The following is a 14,233-nucleotide window of genomic DNA, read 5'->3' on the forward strand; positions in this document are numbered from 1 at the left end:
ACCTGTACTCCCTGGGCGTTCACCCTGACCCGCGGGCACTCCACGCCCGATTCCTCGGCTGGATGTCACTGACCCGCCGACCACACCGCCACGACGTGCGCCGACCGACCGCGGGGTGACGTGCGCTGCCGCTGTGGAGCTGATGTCGTAGACGAATCAGCAGACGAATCACCAGTCGATGTCGCAAACGATTCAGCTCTACAGGCTCCGACTCGCACCCTCCGACGCGTTCCCTGCCCCGATGCGGTGTGAGCCCCACTTGACAGGACCGAAACAGAAGGGACCCGGACCGGAAACCGCTCGGCGGCACGCTTTGCCGACATGACAGACGGTGCACGGTCGGCAACTCGGCCGGGGTTCACGCCCCGGGAGGTGGCGACGCACTGCCCGTACTGCGCCCTGCAGTGCGGCATGACGCTGCGCGAGGACGACACCGGTGTCACGGTCCACCCCCGCCAGTTCCCCACCAACCGGGGCGGGCTCTGCCAGAAGGGTTGGACCGCCGCCGAGCTGCTCGACCACCCGGAGCGGCTGACCACCCCGCTACTGCGCGATGCGGCCAGCGGCGAGCTGCGCCCGGCGAGCTGGGACGCCGCGCTGGACCGGATCGTCACCGGCATCCGCGCGATCCAGGACGACGCCGGCTCGGACGCGGTCGCCGTCTTCGGTGGCGGTGGCCTGACCAACGAGAAGGCGTACGCGCTGGGCAAGTTCGCCCGGATCGGGCTGCGCACCCGGCACATCGACTACAACGGACGGTTCTGCATGTCCTCGGCGGCGGCCGCCGGGATGCGGGCGTTCGGCATCGACCGGGGGCTGCCGTTCCCGCTCGCCGACCTCGGCCGGGCCGACACCCTGCTGCTGGTCGGGGCCAACCCGGCGGAGACCATGCCACCGCTGATGCGCTGGCTCACCGAGCAGCGCCGCAACGGCGGACAGTTGATCGTCGTCGACCCCCGCGTCACCGCGACCGCCCGTCAGGCCGACCTGCACCTGCAACCGCTGCCCGGCACCGACCTCGCGGTGGCCAACGCGCTGCTGCACATCGCGCTCACCGAGGGTTGGGTCGACCGCACCTACGTTGCCGAGCGCACCAGTGGTTTCGAGGCGGTCCGCCGGACCGTCGCCGCCTGGTGGCCGGCCCGCGCGGAACAGCTCTCCGGGGTGCCGGTGGCCGACCTGGAGGCGACCGCCCGCGCGTTGGGCACCGGTGGACGCGTGATCATCCTGACCGCGCGCGGCGCCGAGCAGCACGCGAAGGGCGTCGACACGGTCACCGCGTACGTCAACCTGGCTCTTGCCCTCGGCCTGCCCGGCCGGGACGGTTCGGGGTACGGCTGCCTGACCGGGCAGGGCAACGGCCAGGGCGGGCGGGAGCACGGGCAGAAGGCCGACCAGCTCCCCGGCTACCGGAAGATCGACGATCCGGCGGCCCGGGAACACGTCGCCGAGGTCTGGGGAGTGACAGCCGACGAGCTGCCCGGCCCGGGTGTGCCGGCCTACCAACTGCTCGACTCACTCGGCACTCCGGACGGCCCCCGGGGATTGCTGGTGTTCGGCTCCAACCCGGTGGTCTCCGCGCCCCGCGCGACCCGGATCGAGCGACGGTTACGCGACCTCGATCTGCTGGTCGTCGCGGACCTGCTGCTCTCCGAGACGGCGGCGCTGGCCGACGTGGTGCTGCCCACCGCGCAGTGGGCCGAGGAGGACGGCACCATGACCAATCTGGAGGGTCGGGTGCTGCGTCGTCGCGCCCTGCGCCCGCCCCCGCCGGGCGTGCGAACCGACCTGGCCATCATCGCCGACCTCGCGACGAGGCTCGCCGCCGCCGAAGCACCAGCCGCCACACCGGGCGGCGCGCGGCCGGAAGCCCTCGCGGCGGCGCGGTTCCCGGCCGATCCGGCCACCGTCTTCGCCGAGCTGCGTCGCGCCTCGGCGGGCGGGGCCGCCGACTACGCCGGCATCAGCTGGGCCCGGATCGACGACCACGACGGGGTCTACTGGCCGTGCCGCACCGAGGACGGGCCGGACACGCCACGGCTCTTCGCCGAAAGGTTCGCGACCCCGGACGGCCGGGCCCGGTTCCACTCCGTCGACCACCGACCGGCCGCCGAGGAGGTCTGCGCGACCTACCCACTGCACTTCACCACCGGCCGGGTTCTGACGCAGTACCAGTCGGGCACCCAGACCCGCCGGGTGCCCGCGCTGCGGCGCGCCTCCCCGGAGGCGTTCGTCGAGCTGCACCCCGATCTGGCCGCCCGGCTGGGCATCGACGACGGCGACCCGGTGCGGGTCACCTCGCGCCGGGGCGAGTTGCGCGCACCGGCTCGGCTCAGCACCGGGATCCGACCGGACACGGTGTTCGCCCCGTTCCACTACCCGGGGGCAGGACGGGCCAACGCGGTGACCAACGACGCGGTCGACCCGATCTCCGGGATGCCCGAGTTCAAGATCTGCGCGGTCCGGGTGGAGAGGGCATGACCGCCCGGGTGGTGATCGTCGGCAACGGGATGGCCGGTGCCCGCCTCGCGGGCGAGCTGCACGCCCGGGCGGGAGACCGGAAGGTCACAGTGCTCGGCGCGGAACCGCACCGCGCGTACAACCGGATCCTGCTCTCCACGCTGCTGGCCGGGCGCATCGACGAACCGGACGTGGAGTTGACCGAGGCCGCCGGGCACGGCATCGACCTGCGCACCGGCGTGCCGGTGACCGCCATCGACCGGTCCGCGCGGGAGGTCCACACCGACGACGGCGAACGCATCGGATACGACCACCTGGTGCTGGCCACGGGGGCACGGGCGGTGGTGCCACCACTGCCCGGTCTCGACCCGACGGACCTGCCGGAGCGCGTGGTCCCCTTCCGGACGCTGGACGACTGCCGGCGCATCCTCGCCGCGGCGGACGGCGCGCGCAGTGCCCTGGTGCTGGGCGGCGGTCTGCTCGGCCTGGAGGCCGCCCGGGGCCTGGCCAGCCGGGGGTTGGCCACCACTGTGGTGCACCCGAGAGAGCACCTGATGGAACGGCAACTCGACCCGGCGGCCGGCGCGGTGCTCGCCGGCACGCTCGCCGGATTCGGCGTCACCGTGCAGCTCGCGGTGCCGGCGACCGGCGTGACCGCCGATGCCGACGGCGTTCGCCTCGACCTGGCCGACAGCCGGACGCTGCGCGCCGACCTGCTGGTGCTCTCCTGCGGGGTACGCCCGGACACCGCCCTGGCGCAGGCCGCCAGGCTGACCGTCCGGCGCGGGGTGGTGGTGGACGACCGGCTCCGCACCGACGACCGGTCCATCTCGGCGATCGGCGACTGCGCCGAGCACGACGGGGTGCTCAGCGGCCTGGTCGCGCCCGCCTGGGCCCAGGCGCGGGTGCTCGCCGACGTGCTGACCGGAACGGACCCGTTGGCCCGGTACCGGCCCCAGCCGGTGGTGACCCGGCTCAAGGCCGCCGGGATCGACCTGGCCTCGATGGGTGACCCGGTCAGCGGAGGGCCGGGCGAGGAGCTGACCTTCACCGACCCGACCCGGGGCACGTACGCCCGGCTGCGGATCCGCGACGAGCGGTTGATCGGCGCGATCCTGCTCGGCGACAACCCGGCCGTCGGGACGGTGATCCAGCTCTTCGACCGTGGTCACCCGGTGCCGGCCGACCGGCGGGCCCTCCTGCTGGGCCGGGCGCTCGGCACGACCGGCGCGACCCCGGCGGCGTCACCGGCGCTGATGCCGGACGCGGCCACGGTCTGCCAGTGCAACACGGTCAGCAAGGGCGCACTCGTCCGCAGTTGGCGCTCCGGAGCCCGAACGGTCGACGCGGTGACGGCGGCGACCCGTGCCGGCACCGGCTGCGGCGGGTGCCGGGACGCGGTGGGCGGCATCGTCGACTGGCTCAGCCAGGCGGAATCGGTGGAGGTGACGCGATGAACGGCGGCGACCTGGTCGTCATCGGCAACGGCATGGTCGGGCAGCGCTTCGTCGACGCGCTGCGCGCCCGTGACCCGGAGGGCCGCTGGCAGGTGACCGTACTGGCCGAGGAGCGACGCCCCGCGTACGACCGGGTGCGGCTCTCGGCGTACTTCGACGGAGTGGGTGAGAGCGAACTCAACCTGCACACACCGCACGACGGGGTGCGGCTGCGGCTGGGCGAACCGGCCACCGCCATCGACCGGGCCCGGCAGGTGGTGAGCACCGACGTCGGCGAGTACCCCTACGACGCCCTGGTGTTGGCCACCGGGTCGTACGCGTTCGTGCCGCCGGTGCCCGGCGCGGAGCTGCCCGGCGTCTTCGTCTACCGCACGTTGGACGACCTGGCGGCGATCCGGTCGTACGCGCAGGGCCGGCGGGTCGGCGCGGTGATCGGCGGCGGGCTGCTCGGGCTGGAGGCGGCGAACGCGTTGCGGCTGCTCGGCCTGAGCACCGACGTGGTCGAGTTCGCGCCCCGGCTGATGCCGGTGCAGGTGGACCAGGCCGGTGGCGCGATGCTGCGGCGCTATGTCGACGAGTTGGGCGTACGGACCCATCTCGGGGTCGCGACCAGCGCGATCCGACCCGGCCCGGACGGCGCGGTGGCCGCGCTGGAGCTGTCCGACGGCGGCACGCTCGACGCCGAGCTGGTGGTGGTGGCCGCCGGCATCCGCCCCCGGGACCAGCTGGCCCGGGACGCCGACCTGCCACTGGGTCCGCGCGGCGGAGTGCTGGTCGACGAGACCTGCCGCAGCGCCGACGAACGGATCTGGGCGATCGGTGAGTGCGCGGCGGTCGACGGCACCTGTCACGGCCTGGTCGCCCCGGGGTACGCGACGGCCGAGGTGGTGGCCGACCGGCTGGTCGGCGGCGCGGCGACGTTCCCGGGTGCGGACACCGCCACCAAACTCAAGCTCCTCGGGGTCGACGTGGCCTCGTTCGGCGACGCGCACGGCGTGACCCCCGGCTGCCTGGACGTCACCTTCACCGACCCGGCCACCCGGGTCTACGCGAAGCTGGTGCTCTCCGACGACGCGCACACCCTGCTCGGCGGAGTGCTGGTCGGTGACGCCAGCGCGTACCCGACGCTGCGGGCCAGTGTGGGCGGCCCGCTTCCGGCGGCACCGCTGGCGCTGCTCGCCCCGGACGGCGGCGGGGCGGACGCCGGTGCGCTGCCGGCCACCGCACAGGTCTGCTCCTGCAACGCGGTGACCCGCGGCGACGTGGACGCCGCCATCGCCGACGGCTGCGCGGACGTGCCGGCGTTGAAGGCGTGCACCCGGGCCGGCACGAGCTGCGGTTCCTGCGTACCGATGCTGAAGCAACTCCTGGACGCGGCCGGGGTGGCCCAGTCCAGCGCGCTCTGCGAGCACTTCGACGTCAGCCGCCGGGACCTGTTCGAGATCGTCCGTGTACGCGGCATCCGCACCTTCTCCCGGCTGGTCGCCGAGCACGGTCGGGGGCGCGGCTGCGACATCTGCAAGCCGGTGGTCGCGTCCATCCTCGCCTCGCTGGGCAACGGGCACGTGCTCGACGGTGAGCAGGCCTCGCTGCAGGACACCAACGACCACTTCCTCGCCAACCTGCAACGCGACGGCAGCTACTCGGTGGTGCCCCGCATCCCGGGCGGCGAGATCACCCCGGAGAAGCTCATCGTGATCGGTGAGGTCGCCCGTGACTTCCAGCTCTACACGAAGATCACCGGCGGGCAGCGCATCGACCTGTTCGGGGCGCGGGTGGAGCAGTTGCCGCAGATCTGGCGGCGGCTGGTGGACGCCGGCTTCGAATCCGGCCACGCGTACGGCAAGGCACTGCGGACGGTGAAGTCCTGCGTGGGCGAGACCTGGTGCCGCTACGGCGTACAGGACTCGGTGGGGTTGGCCGTCGCCCTGGAACTGCGGTACCGCGGGCTGCGCGCTCCCCACAAGCTCAAGTCGGCGGTCTCCGGCTGCGCCCGCGAGTGCGCGGAGGCGCGCAGCAAGGACTTCGGCATCATCGCCACCGAGACCGGCTGGAATCTCTACGTCGGTGGCAACGGCGGCTTCCGGCCCCGGCACGCCGACCTCTTCGCCACCGACCTGTCCACCGACACGCTGATCACCCTGATCGACAGATTCCTCATCTACTACATCCGCACCGCCGACCGGCTGCAACGCACCGCCGGCTGGATCGAGGCGATGGACGGCGGCCTGGACCACCTGCGCTCGGTGATCGTGGACGACTCACTCGGGCTCTGCGCCGAACTGGACGCGGCGATGGCCCGGCACGTGTCGTCGTACTCCGACGAGTGGCGCGACGTGCTCGACGACCCGGACCGGCTGCGCCGCTACACCTCCTTCGTCAACGCCCCCGACGTGCCCGACCCGTCGATCACCTTCACCCGGGAACGCGGCCAACCGGTGCCCGTACGCCACCATCCCCCGACCGGATCCGAGCCGATCAGCCGTCGGCAGCCGGTCACCCTCGGCCTACCGGAGGTACGGCGATGACCCAGACCCTCACGCTGACCTGGACCACCATCTGCCCCCTCGACCGGTTGGAACCGGACCGGGGCGTCGCCGCCCTGGTCGACGGGGTGCAGGTCGCCCTGTTCCGAACCGCCGACGGGCTGTTCGCGATCGACAACCGCGATCCGGTCTCCGGCGCGTACGTGCTGTCCCGGGGCATCGTCGGCAGCCGTGGCGGAGTGCCGACGGTCGCCTCGCCGCTGCACAAGCAGGTGTACGACCTACGCAGCGGGCGCTGCCTCGACCTGCCCGGCGTGATGGTGGCCCGGCACGACGCGCGGTGCCGCGACGGGCTGGTCGAGGTGCGGCTGCGACAGGAGGGTTGATGCGCGAGGAACTGGCGGGCTTCACCATCGGGGTGACCGCCGACCGGCGGCGTGACGAGTTGGCCGCGTTGCTCGAACGGCGGGGCGCCCGGGTGGTGCTCGCACCGGCGTTGCGGATCGTGCCGCTCTCCGACGACACCGAGCTGCGCGAGGCGACCCGCGCCTGCCTCGACCAACCGCCGGACATCCTGATGGCCAACACCGGCATCGGCATGCGGGGGTGGCTGGAGGCAGCCGAGGGCTGGGGCTTGGGCGAACCGCTGCGCTCGGTGCTGGCCAGCTCGTACGTGGTGGCGCGCGGCCCGAAGGCGCGCGGCGCGATCCGTGCGGCCGGGCTGCACGACCAGTGGTCGCCGGCCTCGGAGAGCTGCGATGAGGTGGTCGACCACCTGCGCCGGCGAGGCGTGGCCGGGCAGGTGATCGCCATGCAGCTCCACGGTGAGCGGCAGCCCGACTGCACGCTCGCGCTGGAGGCGGCCGGCGCGACGGTGATCGAGGTGCCGGTCTACCGCTGGGCCCCGCCGACCGACCCGGCACCGCTGCACCGGTTGATCGACCTGATCGCCGGCCGGCTGGTGGACGCGGTGACCTTCACCTCGGCGCCGGCGGCCGAGGCACTGCTGCGGGCAGCCGGGGACCGCACCGACGCGCTGCTCTCCGCGTTCCGCAGCGACGTGCTCGCCAGCTGCGTCGGCGCGGTGACCGCCGAGCCGTTGCTCCGGCGCGGGGTGCCGGTGAGCGCGCCGGGGCGGGCCCGGCTGGGCGCGCTGGTGCGGACCATCGTCGACGAGCTGCCCCGCAGGACCGTGACGTTCAAGGCCGGCGGGCACCTGCTCACGCTGCGCGGGCACGCCGCCGTGATCGACGGCGAGCTGCGGCCACTCGCCCCCGCGCCGATGGCGGTGTTACGGGCCCTGGCCCAGTCCCCCGGTCGGGTGCTGTCCCGCACGGCGCTGCTGCGGACGCTGCCCCGAGGCGCCGACGAGCACGCGGTGGAGATGGCCGTCGCCCGCCTGCGGGCCGGTCTGCGCGCGCCCCGGGTGGTGCAGACCGTCGTGAAACGCGGCTACCGCCTCCGGGTCGACTGACGCGTCGCGGCCAGCCGGTGGACACCGGCCGGCCGGGACACGACAGATCAGCCGACCGGCGTGGCGAAGCCCCGCCCGTGCTCGGCCTCGAGGCGGAGCATGGCGTGCTCGACGACCGTCACCAGCACCTGCTTGACCGATTCCCGGTGCCGGGCGTCGGTCATCACCAACGGCACCTGCGGCGAGATGGCCAGCGCCTCGCGGACCTCCTCCACCTCGTACTGGGGAGCGCCGTCGAACCGGTTCAGGGCCACCACGTACGGCAGGTTGCGGTTCTCGAAGTAGTCCAGCGGGGCGAACGCGTCGGTGATCCGGCGCGTGTCGACCAGCACGGCGGCACCCACCGCACCTCGGATGATCTCGTCCCACATGAACCAGAACCGGGTCTGACCGGGTGTACCGAAGAGGTACAGGATCAGGTCCTGGGCCATGGTGATACGGCCGAAGTCCATGGCGACCGTGGTGGTCTCCTTGCCCGGCACCTTGGACGGGTCGTCGATGCCGACGCCCGCCGCGGTCATCAACGCCTCGGTGGTCAGCGGTGTGATCTCGGAGATCGCCCCGACCAGTGTCGTCTTGCCAACGCCGAAGCCGCCCGCGACGACGATCTTCGCGGAGACGATTCCCCGGCCCGGCCGCCCCCCAGCGGGGTCATAGCCTGCGAAGTCCACTTAGCACCCTTCCAAGCAGTTCCATCCGCTCCTCGAACCCCTCGGCGGGAGCAGCAGTGTGTAACGTCAGCAGGCTCTCGGCCACCATGTCGGCGACCAACACCCGGGCGACGCCCAGCGGCATCCGGGTGTACGCGGCGATCTCCGCCAGCGACTGTGCTCGGCCCTCACAGACCGTGGCGATGCGGTGCTTGTCATGCCCGGCGAAGCGGGACTCGGCGACCTGGGTGAGAGATGCGGTGAGGACGGCCTCGAGGGCGATGTCCTGCCGGGGCTCGGTACGACCGCGGGTGACCGCGTACGGACGTACCAGCGCCCCACGTGGGTCAACGCGCCGTTGGTCCATTCCCGATCACCTCCTCGTCCCCCGTGGAGTCGGCGAAAGCCGGCTCCGGTCGTTGCTCCGGCGCACGGATCGCGCGCCGGCTTCCGGTGCTAGGAACGCACCGCGTCCCGCGGCAGCGGCACCAGCGCGGCACCCACCCGCTCGACCAGCAGTGCCATCTCGTAGCCCACCTGGCCCACGTCGCAGCTCCGCGCGGCCAGCACGGCCATCGACGAGCCGTCGCTGATCGACATCAGGAAGAGGTACCCGCTGTCCATCTCGATGACTGTCTGCAACACCCCGCCCGCGCTGAACATCCGGGCCGCGCCCTCGGTCAGGCTCACCACGCCAGAGGTGATCGCGGCGAGCTGGTCAGCCCGGTCCGCCGGAAGATCCCGGGAGGACGCGAGCAGCAGCCCGTCGGCGGACACCGCCACCACGTGGGCGATACCCGCCACGCTGTCGGCGAAGTTGGTGAGCAGCCAACCCATGTCCTGCATGGCAGCTGGCCTGTTCATCGGCTCTCCTTGGTCGAGGTGCTGTTCAGGTCCGTTCCGGCCGTCCGACCGCGTTGCACGCCGCGGTGGTAGGCCGACAGCAGACCGCGTACTTCATCAGGGGTCCGCCGGCTGCGGTCCCGGCCGCTCTTCGGTTCGATGCCGCCCGGCACGAGCTGTGCCTGTGGCACCCGCTTGGGCAACCCGGAGCGGGTGGTTCCGGCGGGAGCCGGCTCGGCTGCCCGACTGGCCCGGGACCAGCCCTCGTCGGCAGCCGTCCGCCAGGCCTCCGGGTCCGCCGACGGCGCGCTGGGCGCGGCCGGCCGGGCAGCCGGAGGCGGATTGTACGACGGTGGCGCCGAGGGCGGCGCGCCGAGCCCGCTCCCGGCCATGTTGCCGCCGAGCCCTCCGGTGCCCGGCGTGCTGGCACCGTCGGTGTTGGAGTTGCCCGGGGTACGGGTCGGCAGTTTCGGCCGGGCCGGCGCGGCGGCCGGCACGGCAGCGGCACTCGGCTGGGCGCCACCGCGCGTACGCGGGCCGGCGTCGACCGGAGGTGCCGTGGTCGCCGGCGGCTCGTCGAAGTTGGGCCGGGTGAAGATCGCGGTGGCGTCGTCGCCGTGCGACCGGAACCAGACCGCCTCCATCTCCCGGAAGATCGGCGCTTCGGCGGGGAAGTCCGGACGGGTGCTCACCGGTGCGGCGGGCACCGAAGGAGCGGCCGGCGGTGCCACCGCGCCGGGGCCGGCGACCGGCCCGACCGGCAGGCCGGGGGTGGTGCCGGGCCCGTCCTCGGCGTCCGGGTTCGAGCCGCGCCGGGGCAGCGGGTCGATGGTCGGGTAGGCCACGGTGGGGCTGCCCGTCGAGGCGCCCAACCCGTTGCTGTACGCCGGCCGCGCCGGCGGGAGCGGTGCGACGGGTGCCGGGGCTGCTGGGGCCGGCGGCACCGTCGAGCGCGTCCCGGCGTAGCCGCCCGCCTGCACCGCGGGAGTGGTGTCCCGCGAGTCCAGCGGGGACTGCCACTGCGCGGGTGCCGGCGCGTTGGTCCGCCACTGGTCCGGCAGCGTCGCCGCCGAGGTCGTGGCGCCGGCGAACTGCTCGGCGTGACCGGCCGGCGTGAGCGGCGCCTGCTCCACGGCCATCGGCTGACGCGGCCGGGTGAGCGCCTGGTCGCGGCCCCGGTTGCTGGGCAGCACCACCGTGGCGGCGGGCAGCGTCACCTGGGCGACGGTGCCGCCCTCCACGTTGCGGCGCAATTCCACCCGGACGCCGTAGCGGGAGGCGAGCCGACTGACCACGGCCAGACCCATCAGCCGGAACGCGGCGACGTCGACGCTCGGCGGGGCGGCCAGGCGGCGGTTGAGCGAGTCGAGCTGCTCGTCGGTGAGGCCGAGCCCACGGTCCTCGATCTGGATCAGGACGTAGTCGCGGATCCGGCGACCGTCGGCGACCACTGTCGTGTTCGGCGGCGAGAACCGGGTGGCGTTGTCGAGAAGCTCGGCGACGAGGCGTACCACGTCGTTGACCGCGTGCGCGGCCACCGAGATGTCGGTGTCGACCGTCCCGAACTCGATGCGGTTGTACAGCTCCACCTCGGACTGGGCGGCGCGCAGCACGTCAACCACCAGCGCGTCGTCGCGACGCGGTACGGCGGAGTCGGCACCGGCCAGGACCAGCAGGTTCTCGTCGTTGCGGCGCATTCGAGTGGCCAGGTGGTCCAGCTCGAAGAGCTGTGCGAGCCGCTTCGGGTCCTCCTCGCCACGCTCGATCGCGTCCAGCTCGCCGATCATCCGGTCGACCAGGGTCTGACTACGACGGGCCAGGTTGAGGAACATCGCCGAGACGCTGGTACGCAGCGCGGCCTGCTCGGCCGCGACCCGTACCGCCTCGCGGTGGACGACGTTGAACGCCACCGCCACCTGACCGACCTCGTCGCGGCTGTTGAGCTGGATGGGATCCCGGACCTGGCGGACGATCTCGTCCACCCCGCCGTCGCCCACACTGCCCATGGTCTGTAGCCGCTGCACGGCGTCCGGCAGGTCGTGGTTCGCCACCGAGAGGGCGCCCTCACGCAGCCGGCGCAGCGAGTGGTTGAGCGAGCGGGCCAGCACCACGGCCAGCGACACGGCGATGATCAGGGTCAGCAGCACCAGGACCGACTCGACCACGGCCTGTCGGATGACGTCCGAGCGGGCCTCGTCGGCCTGTTGGAGCAGCCGGTCCTGGAGTTGGACCTCGGCCCAGCGCATCAGATCGTTCACGGCGCCGATGGCGGCCGTGGCGTCCTGCGCGGTGACCAGCGGGCGCTGCCCGACCGAGCGGGTGATGTCGGTGGCCACCCGGTCGGCCAAGCCGACCGCGTCACCGGCGACGGTGCTGTCGACGAGTGCGCGCTGCACCGGGTCGGCGGCCAGGGAGAAGGCGACCAGGGCCTCCTGCTGACTGGTCAGCGTCGCCACGAAGGAGGAGAACTGCTCGGAGTCGAGCTGGCCCGCCGTCAGCGCGGTGAAGGCGACCGCCTCCTCCTCGGCGACGGACGCCTTGGCCCGGGCGAAGGCGGCGACCGCGCGGCGGCTGTCCGCCAGGCTCTCGGAGCCGGGCAGCTGGGCCAGGCCGTCGCCGTAGGCGATCAGGTCGGTGAGGATGACGCCGTACCGGAGCACCGCCTCGGCGACCGCCATCTGCCGGCGGTCCAGCACCTCCTGGCGGGTGCCGTCCAGAGTGGCCAGGTGCTCGTCGATGACGGCCAGTCGCTCGCGTAGGGCCGCCGGCACCTCGCCGATCCGGCCCCGCTCGGCGCGGTACTCGTCCACCTGCTGCTGCGTCTGACGAACCCGCAGGTTGTACGCGTCGGCCGGCTGCTGCGGCGTGGCCAGGTAGGCCGCCGCAGCCATCCGTTCGCTCTGCAGGTCCTGCGTGAGGGCGCTGACGTCGATCGCGAGTGCCGTCAACGAGCGGGCCCGGGTGGCGTCGAAGGCGCCCTCTCCAACGGAGATCAGCCGGACCGTGGCCAGCGCGATCACCGCCGCCACCGGGACGACCAGGATCAGCGCCAACTTGGACCGGATCCGGGCGTCCCGCAGTCTGGGCAACCGTCGGCTCGGACGCCGAGCGCTGTCGCCGAGCGTGGGCAGGGTCGTCGGTCCGGTGCTCACGACATCGCCTCCGTCGTTTCTTCCCCGCCTGACCCGCCGAGCCATGCCGGGAGCGGAGGGGACCACGCGCGGCACGGCCGCGATTTCATCAGAGAAGATCGGGTTTGGGAAGCCGCAGTGAGGTAGGAAACGGTCGGACGGAGCGCATCCCGTGATCCGGGCAACTGATACCTTCATTTCCGCAAGCCCCTGAACAGGGCATGTAACTCCAGAGTGGTCACGCGTGTGTGCAAAGTGAGGTTTTGCAAACATTGCGTTACCCCAGCATGTGGGATGACCGTCCCGAAACCGCTGCCGCAGTCCGCGCTTGACCGCAGCGCCGGCCATTGGCAAGGTTTTGCAGGCTTCGCGCACACCGTACGGCAGAGGAGATCCCGCCCTCCACTGAGGACGGATTAACGGCGGTGACCGGGCAGCGCCCGCGCCCGCACCTGGAGGACTGAGTTGAGCCCCATCCGCTCCGCGACCATCGCGGCGCTCGCATCGGCCGTAGTGGCCACCACGCTCACCGGCTGCCAGTTTGGTGAAGCGGAGAAAGACACGAGTCCGATCGTGATTGCCGCCGACCTCGAACTGTCCGGCGCCGCGGCCCCGGTTGGCCGGACATACCAGCGAGCCCTCGAACTCAAGCGCGATCAGTTGAACGCCTCCGGGGCGCTCAACGACCGGAAGATCGAGCTTAAGGTGAAGGACAACCGTTCCGACTCCGCCGAGTCTCTTCGCAACATCGCGGACTTCAGCAGTGATTCCCGGGTCAGCGCCATCATCATGGGTGGTTGCAACGAATGCGCGGTCGGCGCGGTCGGGACCATCAACGAGAAGCGGATTCCCACCATTGCGCTCGCCGCTTCGGGCGCGATCACCAGCCCGGTCGCCGACCGGCGGTACGTGTTCAAGCTGGGCCCCAACGCCGCCGACAGCGCCGCCGCGCTGACCACCGAACTACGTCGCAACAACGTCCGCAAGGTGGGTGCGCTGGTCAGCGACGACGACTACGGCCGGGAGGGCATGGCCGCGCTCAAGAGCGAGTTGGACAAGGCCAACATCACGCTTCGCGAACAGAAGGTCAAAGTCACCGACACCGACGTGAACCAGCCGGTCCGGTTGCTCACGGCGAACAAGCCGGACGCGCTGGTCTTCTGGACCCCACCGGAGCAGGCGATGCTGGCCGCCACCAGCGCTCAGCAGACCACCTTCCGTGGGTCCCTCTTCTTGGACGCGGGCGCGGCCGGTGACCTCTTCCTCGGCGCAGCGGCCAAGGCCACCGAACGTGCGACGCTGATCTTCACCCAGACGATGGTGATCGACGACGTGATCGCGACCACTCCGGCCAAGGCCGCGCGGCGGCAGTGGTTCCAGGACTACACGGCACGCTTCGGCGGCTACAACGGGTCGTCGTCCTTCGCCGCGGACGCCATCCAGCTGATCGCCGACGCGGAACTGCGGGCCGGCGGCGAAGTCGGCAAGGTGAACCGCGACGGCCTTCGGGACGTGCTCGAGACGTCACAGATGGACGGCCTGACCGGGCCGATCCGAATGACGCCGGACAACCACAGCGGCCTGATGCCGCAGGCGCTCACCACGCTGGTGGCGCGCAACGGCCGGTGGCGGTTGGCGGGGTAAACGCTGGGCCTTGTGGTTCCGGCGCTTCATCGGGTGCCGGGTGGGGGGGGTGTGGCCGACCGCGCCCGGCTCCGGGCGGTCAGGCTTG

10 protein-coding genes are annotated in these 14,233 nt (G+C 72.5%); 6 read left to right on the top strand and 4 right to left on the bottom strand.

Going from position 1 to position 14,233, the window contains the following annotated elements:
• The first annotated feature begins 321 nt into the window (after nucleotides 1-321).
• The 5 genes from O7614_RS29680 to O7614_RS29700 are packed head-to-tail and all read left to right on the top strand — an operon-like array spanning nucleotide 322 to nucleotide 7,877.
• Nucleotides 322-2,481, top strand: coding sequence for a molybdopterin oxidoreductase family protein (locus tag O7614_RS29680; RefSeq protein ID WP_278141684.1), 2,160 nt, complete (start codon nucleotides 322-324; stop codon nucleotides 2,479-2,481).
• The gene (locus O7614_RS29685) at nucleotides 2,478-3,917 is read left to right on the top strand and encodes an FAD-dependent oxidoreductase (protein ID WP_278141685.1); all 1,440 of its coding nucleotides are present in this window, start codon (nucleotides 2,478-2,480) and stop codon (nucleotides 3,915-3,917) included. The genes O7614_RS29680 and O7614_RS29685 overlap by 4 nt, the downstream gene beginning before the upstream one ends.
• On the top strand, nucleotides 3,914-6,445 hold the full coding sequence (gene nirB, locus O7614_RS29690; protein ID WP_278141686.1) for a nitrite reductase large subunit NirB: 2,532 nt from the start codon (nucleotides 3,914-3,916) through the stop codon (nucleotides 6,443-6,445). Before O7614_RS29685 ends, nirB begins: the two co-directional genes overlap by 4 nt.
• Nucleotides 6,442-6,789 (top strand): nitrite reductase small subunit NirD, encoded by a 348-nt coding sequence (nirD, locus tag O7614_RS29695; RefSeq protein WP_278141687.1) that lies wholly within the window; start codon nucleotides 6,442-6,444, stop codon nucleotides 6,787-6,789. The genes nirB and nirD overlap by 4 nt, the downstream gene beginning before the upstream one ends.
• Nucleotides 6,789-7,877 carry a uroporphyrinogen-III synthase gene (locus tag O7614_RS29700; RefSeq protein ID WP_278141688.1) on the top strand — a complete coding sequence of 363 codons (1,089 nt, stop codon included), beginning with the start codon at nucleotides 6,789-6,791 and terminating at the stop codon, nucleotides 7,875-7,877. The genes nirD and O7614_RS29700 overlap by 1 nt, the downstream gene beginning before the upstream one ends.
• A 47-nt stretch (nucleotides 7,878-7,924) precedes the next feature.
• On the opposite strand, the gene O7614_RS29705 is transcribed toward O7614_RS29700, so the two are convergent.
• From O7614_RS29705 to O7614_RS29720, 4 genes are all read right to left on the bottom strand, one after another.
• Nucleotides 7,925-8,548, bottom strand: a complete 624-nt coding sequence (locus O7614_RS29705; protein ID WP_278141689.1) for an ATP/GTP-binding protein — start codon at nucleotides 8,546-8,548, stop codon at nucleotides 7,925-7,927.
• Nucleotides 8,529-8,894: a DUF742 domain-containing protein gene (locus tag O7614_RS29710; RefSeq protein ID WP_088950207.1), complete on the bottom strand. Its 366-nt coding sequence runs from the start codon at nucleotides 8,892-8,894 to the stop codon at nucleotides 8,529-8,531. Before O7614_RS29710 ends, O7614_RS29705 begins: the two co-directional genes overlap by 20 nt.
• 89 nt (nucleotides 8,895-8,983) lie before the next feature.
• Entirely contained in the window at nucleotides 8,984-9,391 is a 408-nt protein-coding gene (locus tag O7614_RS29715; protein ID WP_030329975.1) for a roadblock/LC7 domain-containing protein, read from the bottom strand.
• Nucleotides 9,388-12,522: a sensor histidine kinase gene (locus O7614_RS29720; protein ID WP_278141690.1), complete on the bottom strand. Its 3,135-nt coding sequence runs from the start codon at nucleotides 12,520-12,522 to the stop codon at nucleotides 9,388-9,390. Before O7614_RS29720 ends, O7614_RS29715 begins: the two co-directional genes overlap by 4 nt.
• 444 nt (nucleotides 12,523-12,966) lie before the next feature.
• Here O7614_RS29720 and O7614_RS29725 point away from each other — a divergent pair, with 444 nt between their 5' ends.
• A complete protein-coding gene (locus O7614_RS29725; protein ID WP_278141691.1) occupies nucleotides 12,967-14,145 on the top strand; it encodes an ABC transporter substrate-binding protein in 1,179 nt (392 codons plus the stop codon).
• The last annotated feature ends 88 nt before the right edge of the window (nucleotides 14,146-14,233 follow it).

It is taken from the genome of Micromonospora sp. WMMD961, from assembly GCF_029626145.1.
Classification (GTDB): Bacteria; Actinomycetota; Actinomycetes; order Mycobacteriales; family Micromonosporaceae; genus Micromonospora.

What these genes read in the sequence shown, in the direction of transcription:
- O7614_RS29710 (WP_088950207.1), bottom strand. Translation starts at nt 8,894, where the DNA reads ATGGACCAACGGCGCGTTGACCCACGTGGGGCGCTGGTACGTCCGTAC.
- nirB (WP_278141686.1), top strand. Translation starts at nt 3,914, where the DNA reads ATGAACGGCGGCGACCTGGTCGTCATCGGCAACGGCATGGTCGGGCAG.
- O7614_RS29715 (WP_030329975.1), bottom strand. Translation starts at nt 9,391, where the DNA reads ATGAACAGGCCAGCTGCCATGCAGGACATGGGTTGGCTGCTCACCAAC.
- O7614_RS29685 (WP_278141685.1), top strand. Translation starts at nt 2,478, where the DNA reads ATGACCGCCCGGGTGGTGATCGTCGGCAACGGGATGGCCGGTGCCCGC.
- O7614_RS29700 (WP_278141688.1), top strand. Translation starts at nt 6,789, where the DNA reads ATGCGCGAGGAACTGGCGGGCTTCACCATCGGGGTGACCGCCGACCGG.
- O7614_RS29680 (WP_278141684.1), top strand. Translation starts at nt 322, where the DNA reads ATGACAGACGGTGCACGGTCGGCAACTCGGCCGGGGTTCACGCCCCGG.
- nirD (WP_278141687.1), top strand. Translation starts at nt 6,442, where the DNA reads ATGACCCAGACCCTCACGCTGACCTGGACCACCATCTGCCCCCTCGAC.